The following is a 23,736-nucleotide window of genomic DNA, read 5'->3' as shown; positions in this document are numbered from 1 at the left end:
CCTCACCCTCCTTTTTGTCGAAGAATTTAACTATCAAGTGTAAGAGGTGACCCATCATTTTGTCAGCCCCATTGTGTCGATTTCGTTCACAGCTATTGTGAATAACATTAATATAGTAGAAAAAGGGGTTATTTTCTGTATACACAAATTTGTGGACAAGCTTATACACAGAGGTGTAGGAATGTCCACATTTTTATCCACAAGGTGTGGATAAACTATTTATTCGAGGAAGTTTTGAACGAGTTAAAACACAATAATCATATCAAAAGGAGCCAGTAGTTGCAATGGGTTTTTTGCGGTTATCCACAATTACAACACCTTGTGGAAGATAGTTGTCCACAGCACTAGATTTTGTGTGTAATTTGTCGATAATAGGTGTGGATAGTGAAAAATATGTCGAAAATTTATCCACAGCCAATTCGAGGAATTTTTCACGTGAAGGATCCTAGTCAATATCGATCGAATTTTTTCGCGGTTTCTTTTTCTACACATGGTCAACGTAAAGATTATGTTGATAAGTATAGAAAATTGCTATAAGCGAAATTCGCGACACTCCGGCGGGGAAAGCGAGCCAGGCGAGACCCCGCAGCGAGAAACGAGTGAGGAGGCTTGCGGATCGCCGCGGAAAGGGAGTGAATTTCAAAAATCAACAATAAAGAATAACATAGCGTTTTTAAAAAGATGGAGCTGTTTACAACTGGATAGGGGAAGAAATAGATCGAGGCAATGGAAAAAGAATGTCACATTTAATTTTCATAATAATAGAAAGATTGTTCCTGAACTTGACAGAAAGGTGAGATGTTCTTATAATTACTAGGACTGTCTAAATGTACTTGAAATCCTCGAGGAGGTGTAATAAATGAAACCTACATTTCAACCAAATAATCGTAAGCGTAAGAAAGTACACGGATTCCGTGCGCGCATGAGCACGAAAAATGGACGTAAAGTTCTTGCTCGTCGTCGTCAAAAAGGAAGAAAAGTATTATCAGCCTAGGCCACTGGATAAACAGTGGTCTTTTTTCACATGGATTTATTATTTGGCTTTGTTGAATTTTAATGTTGATTTCTTCCACTGTAAGAAAGTATTTAATACTTTTTCTTTATAGAAAATTTCTTTAAGCAAAATTCGCGACACTCCTGCGGGAAAAGCGAGCCAGGCAAGACCTCACAGCTAGGAACGAGAGTGAGGAGGCTTGCGGATCGCCCGCGGAAAGGGAGTGAATTCGCAAAAATCGACACTGAAGAATAACATAGCCTATTATTTAAAATGAAGAATTATGTCGGAGTGAATCCGGATGAAGAAAAAATATCGGATCAAAAAAAATGAAGAGTTCCAAGCTGTTTTTCGTAAGGGAGAATCGTTCGCCAACCGACAATTTGTGATATATTACTTAAGGAAGCCTGATCAGGAGTATTTCAGATTAGGCTTATCTGTCAGTAAAAAAGTTGGGAATGCTGTAACTCGAAATAGGATCAAGCGTTTTATTCGTGAAGCTTTTCACGAATTAGAAGAAAATATCAAGGACTCATATGATTATGTAATTATCGCAAGAAAACCTACTTCCTCAATGGATTTTCACGAGGTAAAGAGCAGTTTGATCCATGTGATTAAACGTTCTAAACTGATGAAAGGATCTAGAGGATGATGGTATGAAATATATATTGATCGTTTTGATTCAGTTTTATCGGAAATGCATTTCACCATTTACCCCGCCTTCATGCCGATTTTACCCGACCTGTTCATCCTATGGTTTGGAAGCAGTCCAAAAACATGGTGCACTGGCAGGGGGATGGTTGGTAATGAAACGGATTTTGAAATGTCATCCATTTCATCCAGGAGGGTACGATCCTGTACCTGAAAAGGAGAAGAAGGAACAGGGATAACTTTTTTTGCAGAAAGGTATCGTTGTAAGGAGGATTTAGCAAGTGAGAAAGAGAATAGGCATATTAATTCCATCCATTTTAATGGTCATATTTCTTGCAGGTTGTTCACTGAATGAACCAATCACGAAGGAAAGTACAGGTTTCTGGGACGAGTATTTCGTTTATCCATTATCATGGTTGATTACAGAAGTATCAGATTTTTTCAATGGAAACTATGGACTTGGAATCGTCATTGTTACCATTTTGATCAGAACGGTTTTATTACCATTAATGATCAAACAGACGAAAAGCTCAATTTCCATGCAAAGGGTTCAACCAGAAATCAAGGCTTTACGGGAAAAATATAGTTCAAAAGACCAAAAAACTCAACAGAAGCTGCAACAAGAAACAATGCAATTGTTCCAAAAACATGGCGTCAATCCATTGGCTGGCTGTATGCCATTGATCATACAAATGCCGATCTTATTAGGCTTTTATCATGCAATCATGCGTACAGAAGAGATAGCGAATCATAATTTCCTTTGGTTCGACCTTGGAAATCCTGATCCAATCTATTTATTGCCGTTGATTGCAGGTTTAACAACATACCTACAGCAACGGATCATGATGGGTGGAACAGACAGCATGGAAGCTAACCCGCAGATGAAAATGTTGCTCTACATCATGCCGATCATGATCGTCGTCTTTGCGATTACATTTCCAGCTGCACTTTCCCTATATTGGGTAGTCGGTAACATATTCATGATTGCACAAACCTATTTTATTACACTTCCTATGAAAAATAAGGAAAGTAATGCTACAGGGGGCGCGAAAAAGTGAAGCAAGTAACGATAACGAGCAAGTCAGTAGAAGAAGCAGTAGAAGAAGCATTAGCTCAACTACAAACATCTAAGGATAAAGTTGAAATCGAAATCATCGAAGAGTCTAAGAAAGGGTTTCTTGGACTAGGTGCTAAACCAGCAACAGTGAAAGTCACATTGAATGCAGATCCATTGGAGGAGGCTATTCAATTCATTAAGAAGGTAGCTTCTAAAATGGGAGTCGAAGTAAACGTTACCGTAAAGGAAGATGAAGAGGGTACGATACTTGAAATGGTGAGTGAGAAAATTGCTATCCTGATTGGTAAGAGGGGTCAAACCTTGAACGCTTTGCAATATCTCACAAACTTAGTTGCAAATAAATCTTCAGATGAATTCAAACGCATTATCTTAGATGCAGAAAACTACCGGGAGAGAAGGAAAGAAACTCTCGAAAAGCTTGCTCATCGTTTAGCTTCAAAAGCGCTTAAAATCAATAAAAAGGTTTCCCTTGAGCCAATGCCTTCAATGGAACGGAAAGTCATACATATGACATTGAAGTCGAACAATAAAGTCCAGACTTCATCCGAAGGCAGTGAACCGCATCGAAGAGTCATCATCACCCCTACAAATGAATAGTAACTTGGTTGATTAAAGTGTCCGGCTTTCTCGAAAAGGAAGCCGGGCACTTTTTTAGGCTTGTTTTTTCTATAAGTTTGTTGTAACAAAAAATTTTTGATTTGATACGGAGATTAATGAAAAACCTGTAAGAGATGGATATATACGAGAAGACTCCTGCGGGAAAAGTGAGCCAGGCGAGTCTTCCAGGGGCTTACAATAAGGATCTTCGACTAAATACCACCACGTCCTGCGCCTGCGGTTACTCGGCGCAAAACTACAAGGATGGAATTTAAGTACGTGTCTTGTGGTGAACGTCGAAGCCAGCATAAGGAAAGCTTCTAAGAATTCTCATCGCAGACACGAAAATGATTTCATTTTTGTGTTGACATCCTGTGCAAGTGAGGAGGCTCACGGATCGCCCGCGGAAAGCGAGTATATTTCGCAAAGATAAACAATTAAGAATAATAGTGCCTTTATAAAAAAGATAAAGATTGATTCTTGAACGAGAAAGAACTAAACTAGTAAGTTGTGGATAATTCAAGAAAATCTTAAAGAAACAGTTTGAAAATATCCACTGTGGATAAATACTTATACAAGACGTTGAGAAACGAGGATTGTGGATAAATGTCTTTAAATGATTTATAGATAACCGAAAGTATGCTAATCTATTGTGTTAGGAAGCATGAATCGGGAAACGATATAGAAAAGAGGTGAAACCCATGGAAGGAGATACAATAACGGCGATTTCGACGCCAATGGGAGAAGCGGCAATTGCAATCGTCCGATTGAGCGGTGATCAAGCTCTGGAAATCGTAGACACAATGTTCCGCGGTAAACAATCGCTAAAAGAGGTAGAAAGCCATACGATCCATTATGGATATATTATTGATCCTGATACCAACGAAAAGGCAGAGGAAGTAATGATAACGGTTATGAGGGGACCAAAGACGTTCACTCGAGAAGATGTGGTCGAAATCAATTGCCACGGAGGACTTGTCTCTGTCAATCGTGTATTGGAAATAGCATTGAACAGCGGGGCTCGCTTGGCTGAACCTGGTGAATTTACTAAACGTGCTTTCTTAAACGGACGGATAGACTTATCACAAGCAGAAGCGGTAATGGACTTGATCCGGGCTAAAACAGACAGAGCCATGAATGTCGCTTTGAACCAAATGGAAGGCAGATTATCAAAACTCATCCAGAAACTTCGACAAACGTTGCTTGAAACTGTAGCGCATGTCGAGGTGAATATAGATTATCCTGAGTATGATGCAGAAGAAATGACCAACCAGCTCTTGACGGAAAAATTAGGCTATGTAAAAAGTGAAATCGAATCGCTGCTTCAAACAGCTGAGCAAGGGAAAATCTTGAGAGAAGGTCTCTCTACAGTCATTATCGGTAGACCGAATGTCGGTAAATCTTCGTTATTGAATAGTTTGGTCCATGAGAACAAGGCAATCGTCACTGACATCCCGGGTACTACGAGGGACGTAATTGAAGAGTATGTAAATGTACGGGGTGTACCATTGCGTCTAGTCGATACTGCCGGGATTCGTGAAACGGAAGATATCGTTGAGCGGATTGGTGTAGAACGTTCACGCCAAGTATTGAAAGAGGCTGATCTCATCCTGTTGCTCCTTAATTATGGGGAAGCCTTGACCGAAGAGGATAGGAAGCTCTTTGAAGCGGTCCGTGGCATGGATGTTATTGTCATTGTCAATAAGACTGATTTGAACCAGGAAATTGATATGGATGAAGTAAGGGAATTAGCAAAAGACCATCCAGTCGTCTCTACTTCTATTAAAGAGGAAGAAGGAATCGATGAGCTTGAAGATTCAATTAAAGAACTCTTTTTCACTGGAAGTGTAGAAGCGGGAGATATGACATACGTTTCGAATTCACGTCACATTTCACTCTTGAAGCAGGCGAAACGCTCCCTTCAGGATGCATTTTCTGGAATAGAGGCTGGACTTCCCGTCGATATGGTACAAATTGATATTACTCGGACTTGGGAAATATTAGGAGAGATTATTGGGGATTCTGTATCTGAAAGTTTGATCGATCAGTTGTTTTCTCAATTTTGTCTCGGGAAATAATTTAGGAGCAGTAGGAGGTTCCATAACTATGAAACGATATGATGCAGGCAATTTTGATGTCATCGTCGTAGGTGCGGGCCATGCTGGTGTAGAAGCAGCATTAGCCTCTGCCAGAATGGGTGCGAAAACACTCGTTTTGACATTGAATCTGGATACAATTGCGTATATGCCATGTAATCCATCTGTTGGTGGGCCTGCCAAAGGAATTGTCGTGCGTGAAATTGATGCGCTCGGCGGGGAAATGGCAAGAAATATTGATAAAACGCATATACAGATGAAAATGTTGAACACTGGGAAAGGCCCGGCTGTAAGGGCGCTGCGTGCACAAGCTGATAAATTTTTGTATCAAAATGAAATGAAAAAAACAATGGAACAAGAAGAAAATCTCACTCTCCGCCAGGGAATGGTTGAAGAGTTGATCATAGAAGATGGCGTATGTAAAGGGGTAGTGACCAAAACAGGTTCCGCTTATTACGCTAAAACGGTCGTCGTGACAACGGGTACCTATTTAAGAGGAAAGATCATCATCGGGGAACTTACGTATGAAAGCGGTCCGAACAACATGCAGCCATCTATCAATCTTTCTCATAATTTAAAAGCACTTGGATTCAATATGGTGCGGTTCAAAACAGGTACACCGCCAAGAGTCAATTCCCATACGATTGATTACAGTAAAACAGAAATTCAACCAGGTGATGATGTACCTCGTGCATTTTCGTATGAAACGACTGAATTCATCATGGATCAGATTCCATGCTGGTTAACCTATACAGGGGAAGTCACACATGAGCTCATCAATAACAATCTTGAGCGTTCTCCTATGTATTCCGGTATGATTGAAGGGACAGGACCGCGTTATTGTCCGTCTATTGAAGATAAGATCGTCCGGTTCAATGATAAACCACGACACCAGATATTCCTTGAGCCAGAAGGCAGGAATACGGAAGAGGTTTATGTACAAGGCTTATCGACAAGCCTACCAGAGGACGTCCAACGGAATATGTTGAAATCCATTCCTGGACTTGAAAAAGCTGAAATGATGCGGGCAGGATATGCAATAGAATATGATGCAATCGTTCCGACGCAACTATGGCCATCACTAGAAACGAAACTCGTAGAAAACTTATTTACAGCAGGACAATTGAACGGAACAAGTGGATATGAAGAAGCCGCCGGACAAGGAATCATGGCGGGAATCAATGCTGCGCGAAAAGCAAAAGGTGAAGAACCTGTCATTTTGGACCGGTCTGAAGCCTATATCGGTGTCCTTATTGACGACCTTGTCACAAAAGGAACGAATGAACCTTATCGTCTGCTGACTTCAAGAGCGGAATACCGTTTGTTGCTCCGTCACGATAATGCAGACCTTCGCCTAACGGAAAAAGGATATGAAATCGGATTAATCCCTGAAGAGCGCTATCAACGTTTCCTTTATAAAAAGGAGCAGATTGCCAAGGAAATCGATCGACTCGAGCATACCTCAGTTAAACCTGATGAAAACACACAAATCATCCTAGAGAAATCGGGAAGCAGTCGGTTGAAAGAGCCGATGAGTGCGACATCACTTTTAAGAAGGCCTGAAATCATCTATGACGTGATTGCAGAGATTGCTCCACCTGAAGTGGAAATCCCAGAGGTAGTCGGAGAACAAGTTGAAATCCAGACGAAATATGCAGGTTATATCGATAAACAACTGCAACAGGTTGAAAAAGTGAAGAAGATGGATGAAAAGAAAATCCCGGAAGATATCGATTATTCTGCAATCAATGGCCTTGCGACAGAAGCAAAGCAAAAGCTGGCGGAGGTTCGGCCTTTATCAGTAGGGCAGGCATCTAGAGTATCTGGTGTTAATCCATCGGATATTTCGATCCTTCTCGTTTATCTTGAACAAGGGAAGATCGCTAAACTTGCAAAATAACGGGGGACTCTCATGAACAATGAACGGTTTCAAAAAATGCTGGAGGAGAAAGGAATCAGCCTTTCTCCTCAACAGCTTCACCAATTTGATACATACTTCAAGACATTAGTAGAGTGGAATGAAAAAATGAATCTGACTGCAATTACGGATGAAGAAGATGTTTGTTTGAAACATTTCTATGATTCGATTTCAGCAGCGTTTTATTTCGATTTCACTCGTATCAACAACATTTGTGATGTCGGTGCAGGTGCAGGCTTTCCAAGCATCCCGCTGAAGATTTGCTTTCCTCATCTCGATTTGGCGATTGTTGATTCTTTAAAGAAACGCATCTCTTTCTTAGAGCATCTTTCTCAGGAACTGGGTTTGAACAATGCCCATTTTCATCATGATCGTGCAGAAACCTTTGCCAGAAAGAAAGAGCATAGAGAACAATATGAACTTGTGACTGCACGTGCTGTGGCACGTATGTCTGTCCTATCAGAACTGTGCTTGCCGCTTGTCAAACAAGACGGTAATTTTTTAGCGATGAAAGCTGCCAACGCGAAGGACGAACTAGAAGATGCGAAGCGTGCAATCGGACAATTAGGAGGCGAATTGGATAAGATTGAACAATTCCTTTTGCCAATCGAAAACAGTGAACGTAATCTAATTTTTGTGCGTAAACAAAAATCGACACCTAAAAAATTCCCCAGGAAACCAGGGACGCCAAATCGGAATCCGCTTTAGTTTCACGTGGAACAATCAAATTTTGTCGGAATAAAGATGATGGTTACTAAAGGAAATAAGATTCAATCTGTAGAATGTTTTATATGGAGTTTGATAAAGGTGGTGTGAAAGATGAAACATCCATTTTCACGATTGTTTGGTTTAGGAGAAAAAACTTCAGAAGCTGAAGTGGAAGAGAACTTGGTAGAAGAACAAGAAGAGTTCAGTGGAAACGAAGAAGTACTTCAAATACCTATTGAAGAGATTGTGCCAAATCGATATCAACCACGTACGGTCTTTATCGACGAACGAATTGAGGAATTATCGCAAACAATAAAAACACATGGTATTATCCAACCGATCGTGGTAAGAAGAAGAAATGGCCATTATGAAATCATCGCTGGTGAGAGGCGTTATCGTGCGGTACAGAAGCTTGGCTGGCATTCGATCCCTGCGATTGTCAAAGAATTCAACGAATCACAAACGGCATCCATTGCGTTGATTGAGAATCTTCAGCGTGAAGAGTTGTCAGCGATTGAAGAAGCAACAGCTTATGCGAAGCTGATTGAAATCCATGGTCTAACCCAGGAGAGCCTTGCTCAACGTTTAGGAAAGGGTCAGTCTACGATTGCAAATAAGCTCCGTTTATTAAAGTTGCCTGATGCGGTTCAACATGCACTTTTAAATAAAGAAATAACAGAGCGTCATGCCAGAGCGCTCATATCGTTGAAAATACCGGAAAAACAAGAAAAAATCCTGTCGGAAATCAAAGAACGTAATCTGAATGTGAAGCAAACAGAAGAACGTATCAAACAACTTTTGGAATCAGAAGATACGGAAAAGAAACGGAGAATGAAGCCAAAGCGAAAGTCTGTTAGTAAAGATACACGACTGGCATTGAATACGATCCGACAATCGATTGATATGGTTCACCAGACAGGGTTGACGATTGATACAGCTGAAGAGGATCATGCTGATTATTACCAGATCACAATCAAAATCCCTAAAAAATAGATATGCAGGCTACGAGCTGTCCCAAGATTGTGCTTAAGTCTCCTTCAAGGCAAAACATGGAGAACAAGAGGCCCTTCATGGACAGTTCTTTTTTAGAATGGAAATTACAGAAAGCGTAACAAAATTCAGTCAATTTTCGAAACCTTTAAGAGTTTCTTCTTATGAAGAAACTCTCATTGTATTTCTTTCGACGTTTTTAAACAAAAAGTCCATTCATCCTCATATTTTCATGATAAAATAAAAACAAAGTAGTGTAGGGTAAGGGTAGGTGACATTGTGGCGAAAGTCGTAGCGATTGCCAATCAGAAAGGCGGGGTTGGCAAAACAACCACATCTGTGAACCTAGGTGCATGTTTAGCATATCTAGGGAAGAAAGTTTTGCTTATTGATATTGACCCCCAGGGGAACGCCACAAGCGGTGTAGGTATAGATAAAGGGGATATCGAACAATGTATTTACGACGTTCTTGTAGATGATGTAGATGCAAGTAAAGTCGTACAACAAACCGATGTAGAAGGGTTATATATCATTCCATCTTCTATACAGCTTGCTGGAGCAGAAATCGAACTCGTTCCAACGATTTCACGCGAAGTCCGGTTGAAACGAGCAATCGAGCTAATAACTGATCAGTTTGACTACATAATCATTGATTGTCCTCCATCACTAGGTCTTTTGACGATCAATTCATTGACAGCAGCTGATGCCGTCCTTATTCCTGTTCAATGTGAGTACTATGCATTGGAAGGATTGAGCCAATTACTTAATACAGTGAGGCTGGTCCAAAAACATTTGAATAAGCAACTGATGATTGAAGGAGTTCTGCTTACGATGTTTGATGCCAGGACGAATCTGGGGATGCAAGTGATTGATGAAGTGAAGAAATATTTTCAAGAAAAAGTTTATGGGACTGTCATCCCCCGAAATGTCCGTTTAAGTGAAGCACCTAGCCACGGGAAACCAATCATCATCTATGATCCGAAATCCCGGGGAGCTGAAGTGTATTTAGACCTCGCAAAGGAAGTGATGACGAATGGCTAGAGGATTAGGAAAAGGATTTAATGCTTTATTCCCAGCTAACGAATTAGAGACGGAACATGAGATCCAAGAAATCGAATTGAGTGAAATCCGTCCGAATCCTTATCAACCAAGGAAAACGTTTGATCAAAAATCGATTGATGAATTAAAAGAATCTATTGAAACACACGGTATTCTTCAGCCTATTATCGTCCGGAAAAGCATAAAGGGCTATGAAATCGTGGTCGGCGAGCGCAGATATCGTGCAGCAAAGGAGTCAGGGCTTAAAAAAATACCAGTCATCGTCAAAGAGTTGAATGAGCAGAAGATGATGGAATTGGCATTAATAGAGAACCTGCAGAGGGAGGATTTAAACCCGATTGAAGAAGGACAAGCCTATGCAAGCTTGATGCAGGAGCTCGAACTGACCCAAGAACAATTAGCCCACAGGTTAGGGAAAAGCCGTCCTCATATCGCCAATCATTTAAGATTGTTGCAGTTGCCTTCATTGGTCCAACAGTTATTGGCTGAGAAAAAATTATCGATGGGGCATGGCAGGGCGTTACTTGCAGTTAAGAACAAAGCCAAGATCAGCCCTCTAGTCCAACGAATCGTGAAAGAAAATTTAAGTGTACGGCAAGTCGAAATGATCGTACAGCAAATGAATAATAATGTTTCACGTGAAACAAAGAAACGAAAACCCGAGAAAAATGTATTCGTAAAAGAGAAAGAGGAAACGTTACGAGAACGGTTCGGCACTACTGTATCCATTAAACAGAACAAACAAAAAGGTAAGATCGAAATCGATTTTTTTTCACAAGACGATCTGAACCGAATTTTAGAAATGCTGGAAGGGAAAGCGTAGTACAGGCCATCTATAGAGATGGTTTTTTCTTTTGGCTGTTTTTATATAGATTGTTGTTTTTTCCAATTTGGAAATATACTCGCTTTCCGCGGGCAATCTGCAAGCCTCCTCAGCTCGTTCCTCGCTTGCGGGGTCTCGCTTAGCTTGCTTTTTCCGCAGAAGTCTCGCATATTTCCACTAACTTTTAGAAAACAGCCTTTCTTTTACAGTAGTTTTTATATTAGGACAATGCACAAAGGTTTTTCATTTTTTTCCTTAGTGGTATGATAGGTTGAAATGTTAGATATAGAGGAAAGTGGGGGGGACCATGGTTTTACTCGGAACCATTGTAAATGGGTTAGCAATTGTAGTTGGAACAGCACTCGGACTCATTTTCACCAAAATTCCAGAAAGCACAAAAACAACTGTATTACAGGCAATGGGCCTAGCAGTTGTTCTTTTAGGAATAAAAATGGGGTTTGAAAGCAATCATATTCTTCTTGTCATCATCAGTCTGGCAATCGGAGGAGTGATTGGTGAAAGTTTACGCTTGGATGATCATTTGAATCGGTTAGGTTCGTGGATTGAAAGGAAAGCAGGAGCCAAAAAAGAAGGAAGTGTAGCGAAAGCTTTCGTCACAGCGACAATGGTTTTCGTTATTGGGGCACTTTCAGTCGTTGGAGCTTTAGATAGTGGACTACGGCTTGACCATGAAGTGCTATATACAAAATCCTTGATAGATGCTTTTATATCAATGATTTTTACGACTACCATGGGATTCGGTGTCATATTTTCTGCGATCCCTGTGGTTTTGTACCAGGGAGTGATCGCGCTGCTTGCTACGCAAATCCAAAACCTTTTTGATCCAGAGCAGCTGCGAACCTTGATAACAGAATTAACGGCAACTGGGGGAATTCTCATTTGTGCGATCGGTCTCAACTTGTTGAAGGTGTTACACGTAAAGGTTTTGAATCTCTTACCAAGCTTGCTGGTGGCTGCAATCCTTGTGTATCTCCTCCAATACAAACAAGCCTTCTTGAATGTTTTTTCTTTTATTTTTTAAATAATAGGCTCCTGTTAAAGCTTAAGTGTTGATTTCTTAGTGTTTTTAGCTGATTCGTGTAAAAGGATTTTCCAAAGGCGAGCTTGCTCTCATCGGTCCATGAAAATAGAAGGGAAATAAACCCAAATCAACAGAGCTATTGAACAGAGCCGAATAATAAAGAAAGAGTGCTGAATCCGAGTCAGCACCCTTATTGTAATTCGGCAAGATCTTTCGTTAACGTTGCTTCAGCAGTAGTCCGTTTTTGGAAGCTGTTTCTCACACTTGCTAAATAGATCCCCTCTGCTATCAAGTCTGCCATTTTCATCACTAAATTCAACCGGGTATTCTGAAGGACAAAATACTCCATGAATCCACTGACATTCACAATTCCCGTAAGATGAATCTCCCCAACTGGCGGTAATTGTTTCTTAACAGCGGCTCCAGGCTTGACAGGCCCTTCACCTAATGACACCATTCCGACACTGCTTAATTTACCTAAACAGGCATCGATTCCGATAATGAAAGGATTGATATGCGTTTTCCTGATTTCCTCTAATCGTTCTTCAAGATTGACTGCGTGTACTGGTTCTTCGAGGGTCCCAAATACTTCATAATGAGATGAGTGTTTTGCTTTCAGTTTTGTACCGACTAGTGGTCCTAATGAGTCTCCAGTTGAACGGTCGGTTCCGATACATACAATTACAATCGGTCTTGATGGAGGAAGAAGCTTGACTAGATTACGGGTGACTTCTTGAATCGCATCTTGGTCTTCATGATGAATTTTATATTGAAACGGTTTTTTTGAAAGTAATCTCCGTTTTAGATTCATAGGACCCTCTCCTTTGTAATAGTAGTATCAGTATACGGATAAAATTTGGACTCTATACATAAATCCGATAAATACTAAACGTTAGGGAGGATAATGAATTGGTGCGATCAGGATTGCAATGGATGTTCCTAATCTTGGGAACCGTCATAGGAGCAGGATATGCCTCAGGAAGAGAACTGTGGCAATTTTTTGGCCAAGAAAGTGTACTTGCTATCGTGTTGTTTTCCCTATTGTTCAGTTTTTGTTGTTACGTTATCATGTCCATGGGTTTTAAGGAAAAGACAATACATTACCGTCCCGTATTGGAAAAATTGATCGGATCTAGAGCAAGTGGTGTATTTGATATATTGATCATTCTATATTTGTTTTCCACAACCGTCGTCATGCTGGCTGGTGGTGGAGCGACCTTACATACATTTCGAGTTCCCTATTGGATCGGTGTTTTATTCATCGTCACCTTGCTCGTATTATTATTCTTTTGGGATGTGGAAGGAATGATTTCCATGAACGCTTTTGTCATCCCGATCCTGGTTATCCTGTTATTATTCGTCTTGTTTTTGTTCACTAAGAACCATATGGATCAGTTTCCGATTGATTTGCGTCACCAATCCAATTGGCCGTCAGCCTTTACTTTTACCGCCCTCAACATTTTACCTCTTGTTGCTGTGTTATCTGCAGTAGGGGATCAGATCCGTCATAAAGGAGAAATACTCATTGCAAGCATAGGAAGCGGGGTTGTACTAGGCGGAATCTCCCTTTTGTATAACCAATCATTGATTTCCATTGCGAATGAAATCATGCTTTATGAAATCCCATTGTTTGCGATATTAAAGCATTACCCGTATTTCTGGGTATTGATCATGTCTATCCTGTTATGGATTGCGATCTATACGACAGCAGCTTCCGGTGTCTTTGGAATCATTTCGAGATTCCGGGATAAAACTTCGATGCCGTTCTGGATGATGAGTGCGGTTTTGCTGCTTATCATGATGCCATTGACGATCTTTGGATTTTCGACTCTTATAGCGGTTTTATACCCGATTTACGGAATCATTAACCTCTACATTTTAGCGGCAATCATCCTTCAGCCGTTCATTAGCCGAGCGGAAAAAACTTAAGGCGATAAGCTTTGAAGAACCTTGCGTACAGGTCACATCCTTTGTAATATAGAGGTACGGATAATGAATGGAGGGCAGATGCTATGAGCCAGACAAAAGAGTTTGAGCTTAATGATATTGTCGAAATGAAAAAACCTCACCCTTGCGGGGAAAATCGCTGGAAAGTAATCCGGTTAGGTGCTGACATACGAATTAAATGTATGGGTTGCGAACATAGTGTCTTGCTTCCGAGAAGAGAATTCGTTCGAAAGTTGAAAAAAGTACTTACTGATCATTAAAGGTAAGCCCCAGAGGCTTGCTTTTTTATTTTGAATGTTTCACGTGGAACATAAGGATGAATGTGGTTTGGTATCGATTCGTAATAGGATAGAAACGCGTGTCTACGCTTGTCTTTTTCGGCACTTCTCTCTATAATTGGAAAGGATGTATAACAGGTGGATAATTAAAGGAGTGTATATAGATGGCTTTAACAACTGGGATTGTTGGATTACCGAATGTAGGAAAATCTACCTTATTCAATGCGATCACACAAGCTGGAGCAGAAAGTGCAAACTACCCGTTCTGCACAATCGATCCGAACGTAGGAATCGTGGATGTTCCCGATCATCGTTTACAAAAACTAACTGAACTAGTGAACCCGAAGAAGACTGTACCGACACATTTTGAATTCACGGATATTGCTGGCATTGTAAAAGGGGCGAGTAAAGGAGAGGGGCTTGGGAACCAATTCTTGTCTCATATTCGCCAGGTCGATGCGATTTCTCATGTCGTCCGTTGTTTTGAAGACGATAATATCACTCATGTTTCTGGGAAAGTAGATCCGATTGATGATATTGAAACAATCAACCTTGAACTGATCTTTGCTGATATGGAAACCGTAGAAAAACGAATCACACGTGTTGAAAAGCTTGCACGTCAAAAAGATAAAGAAGCTTCCTATGAATTCGAAGTACTTTCAAAATTGAAAACAGCGTTTGAAGCAGAAAAACCTGCTCGAAGTGTAGAATTGACAAAAGAAGAGAGAAAACTCGTCCACGGCCTTCATCTTCTCACTATGAAACCAGTCCTCTATGTAGCAAACGTTGGAGAAGACGATTTGTTGGAGGGTGGAAATGAACTCGTTGAACGTGTAAGAGAGTATGCATCAAACGAAAAAGCAGAAGTGATAGTGATCAGCGCGAAGGTCGAATCCGAAATTGCAGAGCTTGATGGAGAAGAGAAGGAAGCATTCTTAGAAGAGCTCGGAATTGAAGAGAGCGGATTGGATCAGTTAATCCGTGCAGCCTACAATTTATTAGGTCTGGCCACCTACTTCACGGCCGGAGAACAGGAAGTAAGAGCCTGGACCTTCCGTCAAGGGACGAAAGCTCCTCAAGCCGCAGGCATCATCCATACGGATTTTGAACGTGGGTTCATCCGGGCGGAAGTGGTTTCTTATGACGATTTAGTTGCAGCCGGTTCAATGGCTGTTGCTCGTGATAATGGGAGAGTAAGATTAGAAGGAAAAGAATATGTAGTCAAGGATGGAGACGTCATCCATTTCCGTTTTAACGTATAGACCTATCATTCGATAGCTGACCAATAAAGGGCAGACTGTTCCGGGAGTTGAGCACTTAGATGTTGCCTTGGAGTGGTTTGCTCTGTCTTTTGGGCAGCCTTTTTAAAATTAGCGCTATTAAATTTTGTAGTTGATTTTTACAAGCTAATTCGCGACACTCCAGCGGGAAAAGCGAGCCAGGCGAGACCCCGTGGAAGTGATGTCCAGCTCAGCGACCAGTCACTTGGATCACTTCAAACTACCTGCGGCGGTCGATACATTGATTTATGTTGAAGCGTATACCCACGCAGAACCAAATCTTTGTTTGGTTCGAGCCTTCTCGTCATTTTTCCAGTGACCTGCGTAACTAAGCGGGTCGCTTCCGCTTTTCTTTAGCCCTCGGAAAGGGAGTGAATTTCGCAAATATCAACAATGAAAAATAACAGAGCCTTAAAATTAGTGGAAATCTTTTCCGCTAATTAAGCAAAACCCGACAATGATTTCAAGCAAATAAGTTCTCTGGCGTCAGAGATAAAAAATTATTTTGGTTTCTTTTAAGTCAGCCCCTTTCATCTTTTCAATAATTCCCTAATGAAAATAAGGTGCCAAAAAGGTGAACGTTATGAAATCATTAATCTTCCCTTGTTATAGCTTGGACTTTTTGCTATAATGAGTCGGTGTGAGTTATTATTGTTTAGATAATTGACTCTCCTTGCTTTTACAAGAGTAAAAGCCGCTAAGACCAAAGGGAGGTGACCGGAATGCGTAGATATGAAATCATGTACATTCTGCGCCCGAATCTAGAAGAGGATGCTAAAAAAGCTGTAACTGAAAAAGCTCAAAATATCCTCACTGATAACGGTGCTGAAATTGAAAAAGTTGATGACATGGGTAAGCGTCGTCTTGCTTATGAAATCAATGATTTCCGTGATGGCTTCTATACAGTTATGTATGTAAATGCAGAAACTGAAGCTATTAACGAATTTGACCGTCTAATGAAGATCGATGACAGCGTTCTTCGTTTTATGACAATCGTAAACGAACAGCAGTAATTTAAGGAGTGGTTCTGTTGATCAACCGCATTATTCTTGTCGGCCGGCTAACGAAAGATCCGGAGCTGCGCTACACACCGAATGGCGTAGCCGTAGCAAACTTTACACTGGCGGTTAACCGTCCTTTCACTAACCAGCAAGGGGATCGTGAAGCGGATTTTATCAATATCGTCGTATGGCGCAGACAAGCAGAAAACGCAGCTAATTTCTTGAAAAAAGGAAGCCTGGCTGGCGTAGACGGCCGTTTGCAAACACGTTCTTACGATAATAATGAAGGTCGTCGAGTGTACGTAACCGAAGTAATGGCAGAAAGTGTTCAATTCCTTGAGCCAAAAGGATCGGGTTCTGGGTCAGGTCCATCTAATCAAGGTGGATACCGAGATCAGGATAATCCTTTCGCTGGGCAAGGAAGCCAAGGAGGAGGCTACGGAAATTCTGGGAATCAGAATTTCGGCGGTGGCAATCAGAACCGTAAAAACGACTCTAATGATGATCCTTTTGCAAACGATGGTAAACCGATCGACATCTCAGATGACGATTTACCGTTCTGATGGACATCAACGATTATAAATGAACGACTGACAACAAATGAAAAGGAGGGTTATGCATGCCTCGTCCAGGACGTAGAAAGCGTAAAAAGGTTTGTTTTTTCACAGTAAACCAAATTACTTACATCGACTATAAAGATGTTGATCTTCTTAAGCGTTTCGTTTCCGAGCGTGGAAAAATTCTTCCGCGTCGTGTAACTGGAACTTCTGCGAAATATCAACGTCAATTGACAAGAGCAATCAAGCGTGCCCGTCAAATGGCATTGCTTCCATACTCCGCTGAGTAGAGGGGAAAAGCAGTAGGGTTCAACATCCTATTGCTTTTTTTATATTACGTATAATTTCATCGAAATTGATATTATCAGTCTAGGTATATTCGATGGTTTTGTCTTTAAGTGATATTTTACGACACTCCTGCGGGAAAAGCGCCAGGCAAGACCCCGTGGAAGTGATGTCTCAGCGACCAGTCACTTGGATCCTTCAAACTTCCTGCGGCGGTCGACACATTGATTTATGTTGAAGCGTATACCCAAGCAGAACCAAATCTGCTCGTCATTTTCCAGTGACCTACGGAACTAAGCGGGTCGCTTCCGCTTTTCTTTAGCCCTCGGAAAGGGAGTGAATTTCGTAGAAAATCAACAATGATGACTAACAGATAAGTCAAACAGATGAAAAATGTGCTGAAGTCGTCAACACTTGTCCAAACAGACTTGTCCGTATTACATACTATGTATTGTGAGTTAGCTAATCGTTCATGGAATGGATGCCCTCATTCTCCTTTAATGAACCCTCATCCGAACACTCCAGTGTAGAGAGGTCCTCCATCGCTTGACACACGATGATCATTTTACTCGGCTTCCAAGAACATGATTCAATTAGCTGCTCCTAGGTTATAATGAATTTTTCAATCAAATACCGAAGGACTGCGTCCCGCCCAGGGCGAGTCCTTTTTACATTTAACAGCCTTCTATAAAAAAACTGTGGGTGCTTGATTGAAATTAATTTAAAGGATATAGGTAGTGAGTATGGAAAATATCATGTTATTAGATTCTTTTAAAAGGATGGAAGATAGAGATGGACACGCAAATCATTGCCATGGGTGGCGGCGGGTTTTCGATGGAGCCTGATAATTTACTGCTCGACCGATACATTCTGAACCAAGCACGTACAGGAAATCCTAAAGTTTGCTTTCTTCCGACAGCAAGCGGGGATGCAGACGGATATATCGAGAGGTTCCTCCGGTCGTTCAAAACTCTTAAATGCCAGCCAACGTATTTATCACTTTACAAACCCCCACATTCGATTGAGCCATTTGTGTTGGACCAAGATATCATTTATGTTGGTGGAGGAAACACAAAGAATCTGCTTGCACTCTGGAAAGAATGGGGACTGGATGCGATTCTGTATCGGGCTTGGAAAAAAGGGGTTATATTAGCAGGATTGAGTGCTGGATCTATTTGTTGGTTCGAGCAAGGACTGACGGATTCATATCCAGGTAAAATTTCACCGATCACATGCTTTGGTTTCCTGAATGGAAGCAACTGTCCCCATTATGATGGAGAGGAAGCACGCCGTCCTGCATACCATCACTATTTAAAGGACCGAAGTGTAAAAGAAGGAATGGCTGCCGATGATGGTGTCGCACTTCATTATATAAATGGGAAACTGGAACGAATCGTATCATCAAGAAGGAACGCTTCAGCTTATAGCTTGAAATTGAAGGATGGTCTTGTTCACGAAGAAAGGATAAATCCACTTTTTCTCGGCTAATATGGAAATAAGGGGGTAGCCTTTGATGGGGAAAACATTCCTTTTCAGCAGTCTTCAAAGTGAACAATTATGTTTGAACCAAACCATAGAAACCCATACAATAGAAAAGGATTTAAAGTTACAGATGAGGTGACATCGTGAATCAAACTAGAGCTTTAACAGAAGGGGCTATACTCGCGTCCCTTTATGCTGTATTATTTCTTATAACACTTTTCTTACCGGTATTATCCTTATTTACGATTTTTTTACTGTCCTTGCCTTTTACGATTTATACGGTACGGCATGGTGTGAAAAAGAGTCTCGTATTTGTGATGACAACTATCGTATTATCCATTATTTTAGGGACCGTAGCAGCGATCAATGTTCCGATTTTGTTTGGATCCGTCGGGGTAGTCATGGGACATCTTTACCGAAAAAAAATATCCTCATTCGGTCTTTTAGCAGGAACGGCATTGACATATTTAGCGAATTTCATACTTATCTATGTTATCAGTATACTTTTTTTAAATATCAATTTAATTGATGCAATGAAGCAATCCATTGAAGAGACCATTGCACTTACTGAAAATATCAGCGGTGCTGTGGGCGGGGATGCAGAGGCTACCATACAACAATTGAGGGATTTGGTTGAAATTGTTCCATATCTCATTCCTGCATTGTTTGTCATCCTATCAGTGCTTTTTGCCTTCGCATCCATTTTTGTAACGAACCTACTAATGAAGCGGTTTAAGGTGGATATTCCACATTGGGAACCATTCCGTAATTGGTCATTCCCAAAGAGTATCATCTGGTATTACCTTGCCACGATTTTACTTCAATTGACGAATCCAGAACAAGGCTCAGCTCTTTATATCGTTATAATGAACTTATATATAGTCTTGGAAATTATACTTGCCATCCAAGGGTTGGCATTCATCTATTTCTATTTCTGGGTGAAGAAAAAAGGGAAGACGATACCGATACTCATTACCATAAGTCTATTTATCATACCAGTGGGATTACATGTGGTACGTATCTTAGGTATAATTGATTTAGGATTTGATTTAAGAAAGCGGATTAAGCCTGAAGCGTAGGAGCTGACCATCATGCCGAAGTTTTTTGAAAAAAGATGGCAGGAATTACATATTCTCTTATTACTTGTAATTTTAGCTATATTCATAGGAATCATCACCTACTATAATTGGATAATGGGAATCGTCGCTTTTTTCGTACTTGGTGTGACGGTTTATTTTGCGTTGATAAAGGAAATTGAATTCCGGTCGAATATAGAGGATTATATTTCTACGCTTTCACACCGAGTGAAAAAAGTAGGGGAAGAAGCCCTGATGGAAATGCCGATCGGGATCATCCTTTACGACGAGCAGTATAAAATCGAATGGACGAATCCTTATTTGACAACGATCATTGAGCAAGAATCTTTTATCGGGAATTCCCTTAACCTGATTTCTGAAGAGCTTATCCCTTTCATCAAAGGGGAAGAAAAAGAAGAAATCATCAAGGTGAATAAACGGAAATACCGTGTTTATTTAAAAAGGGAAGAACGTTTGTTATACTTCTCGGATGTCACCGAACAAGTTGAAGTGGAAAGACTTTATGATGAAGAACAGACAGTCATCGGGCTCATCTTTCTGGACAATTATGATGAAGTCACACAAGGAATGGACGATCAAGTACGAAGTAACATCAACAGCAAAGTGACCTCCATTCTGAACCAATGGGCTACCGATTACGGGATATTCTTGAAACGGACATCTTCAGACCGATTTATCGCTGTATTGAATCAACGGATCTTAGCGGAACTAGAGAAGACTAAATTCGCTCTATTGGATGAAGTACGGGATCTCACATCTAAGCAGAACATCCCGTTGACCTTAAGTATCGGGCTTGGAAGCGGTTCGGCTATGTTGCCTGAGCTAGGACAACTAGCTCAATCAAGCTTGGATCTTGCTTTGGGGCGTGGCGGTGACCAGGTCGCCATCAAACAGACGAACGGGAAAGTACGTTTCTATGGTGGGAAAACGAACCCGATGGAAAAACGGACCCGTGTCCGTGCACGAGTGATTTCCCATGCTCTTACAGAGCTTGTATTAGATAGTGATCAAGTTATTGTTATGGGCCATAAAAACCCTGATATGGACGCCCTGGGAGCTTGTATCGGTATTTTGAAAGTTGCAAGCATAAACGATAGGCCATGCAGTGTAGTGCTTGATCAAAATGACATTGATATCGGTATTCAACGATTGCTTGAGGAAATCAAAGAGAAGGAAGAGCTTTGGGAGCATTTCGTTACCCCTGAGGAAGCGCTGGAACGGGCAACTCCGAATACACTGCTAGTTGTCGTTGATACACATAAACCATCGCTAGTCATTGAGGAACGATTAGTCAATAAGTTAGAAAAGGTGATCGTCATCGACCACCACCGTCGTGGTGAAGATTTTATCGATGATCCGGTACTTGTATATATGGAGCCTTATGCCTCATCTACGGCAGAACTTGTCACCGAATTACTAGAATACCAACCAAAACTTAGAAAAATGGAAATTCTAGAGGCAACTGCTTTATTAGCTGGTATTATTGTAGATACGAAGAGCTTCACGTTACGTACAGGATCGAGGACATTCGATGCAGCTTCGTATTTACGTTCTCATGGAGCAGATACGATTCTCGTACAGAAGTTCCTTAAAGAAGATATCGAACGTTATGTAAAACGTTCAAGGTTGATTCAGAATTCCCACATCTATAAAGGCGGCATTGCAATTGCTAAGGGAGATGAAGATGAGGAGTTCGGCCAAGTGCTCATCGCTCAAGCGGCCGATACATTGTTATCTATGTCTGGCGTTCTGGCATCGTTTGTCATTTCGAAGCGGGTTGATGATAAAATCAGTATTAGTGCCCGATCGCTTGGTGATGTGAATGTCCAGTTGATCATGGAAAGATTAAATGGCGGCGGTCACTTGACGAATGCAGCGGCTCAATTGGAAGATGTTACGATTGAAGAAGCAGAACGACAATTGAAAGAGATTATTGATCAATATTTTGAAGGGGGAGACGAGGAATGAAGGTTATCTTTATTAAAGATGTAAAAGGTAAAGGAAAACAAGGCGAAGTGAAGAACGTTTCGGAAGGATACGCACGCAACTATCTATTCCCGAACAATCTCGCAAAGGAAGCGAATAAAGGCAACCTTAAAACTCTTGAGAAAAAGAAAGAGAGTGAAAAGAAGCAAGCAGAAGAAGAACGTCACGAAGCTGTTAAACTCAAGAATGAGCTTGAAAAACTCACCATTGAACTTTCAACTAAAGCTGGTGAAGGCGGCCGCTTATTCGGTTCTATTACAAACAAGCAAATTGCAGCAGAACTTAAGAAAAAAGGCTATAAGGTTGATAAGCGTAAGATCGAGCTTTCCGACCCGATACGCTCTTTAGGTTATACGAATGTACCTATGAAACTACATCCAGAAGTAACCGCAACATTGAAAGTACATGTATCGGAAGAGAAATAATAGAATGAACAGGAGGAAAAGCTATGAGTGATCTTTTCTCAGATCGGATCCCTCCTCATAATATTGAAGCAGAGCAGGCAGTCCTCGGGGCTGTCTTTCTAGAGCCTGAATCGTTGACGACAGTAACAGAACTCTTGATGCCTGAAGATTTTTACCGGGCAGCTCATCAACGCATTTTTTCTGTGATGGTCAATTTGTCAGAAAAAGGGGAGCCAATTGACCTAGTAACTGTTACATCGGAATTACAGGATCATAAGCTTCTAGAGGAAGTAGGTGGGGTGTCTTATTTAAGTGACCTTGCCAATTCAGTACCTACAGCTGCAAATATTGAATATTATGGGCAAATCGTAGAAGAAAAATCGTTGCTCAGAAGATTGATCCGAACTGCAACGGACATTGCAGCAAACGGTTATTCCCGTGAAGATGAAGTAGAACAAATTTTGAATGAAGCAGAGAAGAATATTCTAGCAGTTGCACAAAGGAAAAACACCGGCGTATTCAAATCGATTAAAGATGTTCTCGTTCAAGCCTATGATAATATCGAAATGCTCCAAAATAAAAAAGGAGACATCACTGGGATACCAACTGGCTTTGTAGAGCTAGATCGGATAACGGCTGGTTTCCAGCGAAATGACTTGATCATCGTCGCAGCCCGTCCATCAGTCGGTAAGACTGCTTTTGCATTGAATATTGCACAAAATGTAGCGACGAAAACAGATGAGAATGTAGCTATCTTCAGTTTGGAGATGGGGGCAGAGCAGCTTGTCATGCGTATGCTTTGTGCAGAGGGCAATATCGATGCGCAGCGCCTTCGTACTGGGGATCTGCAGCCAGAAGACTGGCAAAAGCTGACGATGGCGATGGGCAGCCTTTCAAACGCCGGTATCTATATTGATGATACGCCAGGCGTACGTGTTAGTGATATTCGGGCGAAATGCCGTCGTTTAAAGCAGGAAAAAGGACTCGGCATGATCCTGATTGACTATATGCAATTGATTCTGGGAAATGGAAAGTCAGGAGAGAACCGTCAGCAGGAAGTATCTGAAATTTCCCGTTCACTGAAAGGCCTTGCACGTGAACTTGAAGTGCCGGTCATTTCACTTTCACAGCTATCCCGTGGAGTTGAATCCCGTCAGGATAAACGACCGATGATGTCAGATATACGTGAATCGGGAAGTATCGAGCAAGATGCAGATATCATCGCCTTCCTTTATCGTGATGATTATTATGATAAAGAAAGTGAAAATAAAGATATCATTGAAATTATCATTGCGAAGCAACGTAATGGCCCAGTCGGAACCGTCGAGCTCGCTTTCGTTAAAGAATATAACAAATTTGTTAATTTAGAACGGCGGTTTGATGAGAATGAAATGCCGCCTGGCGCATAGGGACAGAGCGATTAAGATCGCTCTGTCTTTTTATAATTTTATTTTCACTTTGAA

At 41.1% G+C, this 23,736-nt stretch carries 24 protein-coding genes; 23 read left to right on the top strand and 1 reads right to left on the bottom strand.

Going from position 1 to position 23,736, the window contains the following annotated elements; genetic code table 11:
* Window positions 1-859 precede the first annotated feature (859 nt).
* From rpmH to ACJROX_RS29990, 12 genes are all read left to right on the top strand, one after another.
* Complete coding sequence (rpmH, locus tag ACJROX_RS30045) at window positions 860-994, top strand: 50S ribosomal protein L34 (protein ID WP_221567513.1); 135 nt, start codon at window positions 860-862, stop codon at window positions 992-994.
* Between the two features lie 301 nt (window positions 995-1,295).
* The gene (gene rnpA / locus ACJROX_RS30040) at window positions 1,296-1,646 is read left to right on the top strand and encodes a ribonuclease P protein component (RefSeq protein ID WP_408008815.1); all 351 of its coding nucleotides are present in this window, start codon (window positions 1,296-1,298) and stop codon (window positions 1,644-1,646) included.
* Window positions 1,647-1,650: 4 nt separating this feature from the next.
* On the top strand, window positions 1,651-1,884 hold the full coding sequence (yidD, locus tag ACJROX_RS30035; protein ID WP_408008814.1) for a membrane protein insertion efficiency factor YidD: 234 nt from the start codon (window positions 1,651-1,653) through the stop codon (window positions 1,882-1,884).
* Window positions 1,885-1,926: 42 nt separating this feature from the next.
* A complete protein-coding gene (gene spoIIIJ / locus ACJROX_RS30030; protein ID WP_408008813.1) occupies window positions 1,927-2,703 on the top strand; it encodes a YidC family membrane integrase SpoIIIJ in 777 nt (258 codons plus the stop codon).
* On the top strand, window positions 2,700-3,320 hold the full coding sequence (gene jag / locus ACJROX_RS30025; protein ID WP_408008812.1) for an RNA-binding cell elongation regulator Jag/EloR: 621 nt from the start codon (window positions 2,700-2,702) through the stop codon (window positions 3,318-3,320). The genes spoIIIJ and jag overlap by 4 nt, the downstream gene beginning before the upstream one ends.
* 701 nt (window positions 3,321-4,021) lie before the next feature.
* Window positions 4,022-5,398 carry a tRNA uridine-5-carboxymethylaminomethyl(34) synthesis GTPase MnmE gene (mnmE, locus tag ACJROX_RS30020; RefSeq protein ID WP_408008811.1) on the top strand — a complete coding sequence of 459 codons (1,377 nt, stop codon included), beginning with the start codon at window positions 4,022-4,024 and terminating at the stop codon, window positions 5,396-5,398.
* 28 nt (window positions 5,399-5,426) lie between these two features.
* Window positions 5,427-7,316 carry a tRNA uridine-5-carboxymethylaminomethyl(34) synthesis enzyme MnmG gene (gene mnmG, locus ACJROX_RS30015; protein ID WP_408008810.1) on the top strand — a complete coding sequence of 630 codons (1,890 nt, stop codon included), beginning with the start codon at window positions 5,427-5,429 and terminating at the stop codon, window positions 7,314-7,316.
* Between the two features lie 12 nt (window positions 7,317-7,328).
* On the top strand, window positions 7,329-8,042 hold the full coding sequence (gene rsmG, locus ACJROX_RS30010; protein WP_408008809.1) for a 16S rRNA (guanine(527)-N(7))-methyltransferase RsmG: 714 nt from the start codon (window positions 7,329-7,331) through the stop codon (window positions 8,040-8,042).
* A 111-nt stretch (window positions 8,043-8,153) separates the two neighbouring features.
* Window positions 8,154-9,035 carry a nucleoid occlusion protein gene (gene noc, locus ACJROX_RS30005; protein WP_408008808.1) on the top strand — a complete coding sequence of 294 codons (882 nt, stop codon included), beginning with the start codon at window positions 8,154-8,156 and terminating at the stop codon, window positions 9,033-9,035.
* A 276-nt stretch (window positions 9,036-9,311) separates the two neighbouring features.
* Window positions 9,312-10,073: a ParA family protein gene (locus ACJROX_RS30000; RefSeq protein WP_408008807.1), complete on the top strand. Its 762-nt coding sequence runs from the start codon at window positions 9,312-9,314 to the stop codon at window positions 10,071-10,073.
* On the top strand, window positions 10,066-10,914 hold the full coding sequence (locus ACJROX_RS29995; protein ID WP_408008806.1) for a ParB/RepB/Spo0J family partition protein: 849 nt from the start codon (window positions 10,066-10,068) through the stop codon (window positions 10,912-10,914). Before ACJROX_RS30000 ends, ACJROX_RS29995 begins: the two co-directional genes overlap by 8 nt.
* Before the next feature lie 307 nt (window positions 10,915-11,221).
* A complete protein-coding gene (locus tag ACJROX_RS29990) occupies window positions 11,222-11,956 on the top strand; it encodes a DUF554 domain-containing protein (protein ID WP_408008805.1) in 735 nt (244 codons plus the stop codon).
* A gap of 190 nt (window positions 11,957-12,146) precedes the next feature.
* On the opposite strand, the gene yyaC is transcribed toward ACJROX_RS29990, so the two are convergent.
* On the bottom strand, window positions 12,147-12,767 hold the full coding sequence (gene yyaC / locus ACJROX_RS29985; protein WP_408008804.1) for a spore protease YyaC: 621 nt from the start codon (window positions 12,765-12,767) through the stop codon (window positions 12,147-12,149).
* Window positions 12,768-12,868: 101 nt separating this feature from the next.
* Here yyaC and ACJROX_RS29980 point away from each other — a divergent pair, with 101 nt between their 5' ends.
* The 11 genes from ACJROX_RS29980 (at window position 12,869) to dnaB (ending at window position 23,682) form a co-directional block, all read left to right on the top strand.
* Window positions 12,869-13,885: a hypothetical protein gene (locus tag ACJROX_RS29980; protein ID WP_408011841.1), complete on the top strand. Its 1,017-nt coding sequence runs from the start codon at window positions 12,869-12,871 to the stop codon at window positions 13,883-13,885.
* 83 nt (window positions 13,886-13,968) lie between these two features.
* Entirely contained in the window at window positions 13,969-14,163 is a 195-nt protein-coding gene (locus ACJROX_RS29975) for a DUF951 domain-containing protein (RefSeq protein WP_408008803.1), read from the top strand.
* A gap of 182 nt (window positions 14,164-14,345) precedes the next feature.
* The gene (gene ychF, locus ACJROX_RS29970) at window positions 14,346-15,443 is read left to right on the top strand and encodes a redox-regulated ATPase YchF (RefSeq protein WP_408008802.1); all 1,098 of its coding nucleotides are present in this window, start codon (window positions 14,346-14,348) and stop codon (window positions 15,441-15,443) included.
* Window positions 15,444-16,183: 740 nt separating this feature from the next.
* Entirely contained in the window at window positions 16,184-16,474 is a 291-nt protein-coding gene (gene rpsF, locus ACJROX_RS29965) for a 30S ribosomal protein S6 (RefSeq protein ID WP_261131402.1), read from the top strand.
* 17 nt (window positions 16,475-16,491) lie between these two features.
* A complete protein-coding gene (gene ssb / locus ACJROX_RS29960) occupies window positions 16,492-17,025 on the top strand; it encodes a single-stranded DNA-binding protein (RefSeq protein WP_408008801.1) in 534 nt (177 codons plus the stop codon).
* A gap of 56 nt (window positions 17,026-17,081) precedes the next feature.
* Complete coding sequence (rpsR, locus tag ACJROX_RS29955) at window positions 17,082-17,309, top strand: 30S ribosomal protein S18 (RefSeq protein WP_221567495.1); 228 nt, start codon at window positions 17,082-17,084, stop codon at window positions 17,307-17,309.
* Window positions 17,310-18,096: 787 nt separating this feature from the next.
* Complete coding sequence (locus ACJROX_RS29950) at window positions 18,097-18,792, top strand: Type 1 glutamine amidotransferase-like domain-containing protein (protein WP_408008800.1); 696 nt, start codon at window positions 18,097-18,099, stop codon at window positions 18,790-18,792.
* Window positions 18,793-18,929: 137 nt separating this feature from the next.
* Entirely contained in the window at window positions 18,930-19,865 is a 936-nt protein-coding gene (locus tag ACJROX_RS29945) for a YybS family protein (protein WP_408008799.1), read from the top strand.
* Window positions 19,866-19,877: 12 nt separating this feature from the next.
* Window positions 19,878-21,851: a DHH family phosphoesterase gene (locus ACJROX_RS29940; protein WP_408008798.1), complete on the top strand. Its 1,974-nt coding sequence runs from the start codon at window positions 19,878-19,880 to the stop codon at window positions 21,849-21,851.
* Window positions 21,848-22,294 (top strand): 50S ribosomal protein L9, encoded by a 447-nt coding sequence (gene rplI, locus ACJROX_RS29935; RefSeq protein WP_408008796.1) that lies wholly within the window; start codon window positions 21,848-21,850, stop codon window positions 22,292-22,294. The genes ACJROX_RS29940 and rplI overlap by 4 nt, the downstream gene beginning before the upstream one ends.
* Window positions 22,295-22,317: 23 nt before the next feature.
* Window positions 22,318-23,682, top strand: a complete 1,365-nt coding sequence (dnaB, locus tag ACJROX_RS29930; protein ID WP_408008795.1) for a replicative DNA helicase — start codon at window positions 22,318-22,320, stop codon at window positions 23,680-23,682.
* Window positions 23,683-23,736 lie beyond the last annotated feature (54 nt).

Source organism: Pseudalkalibacillus sp. A8, from assembly GCF_045920555.1.
In the GTDB taxonomy this organism is placed as follows: Bacteria; Bacillota; Bacilli; order Bacillales; family Fictibacillaceae; genus Pseudalkalibacillus.
This window is presented reverse-complemented; position numbering and strand designations above follow the sequence as displayed.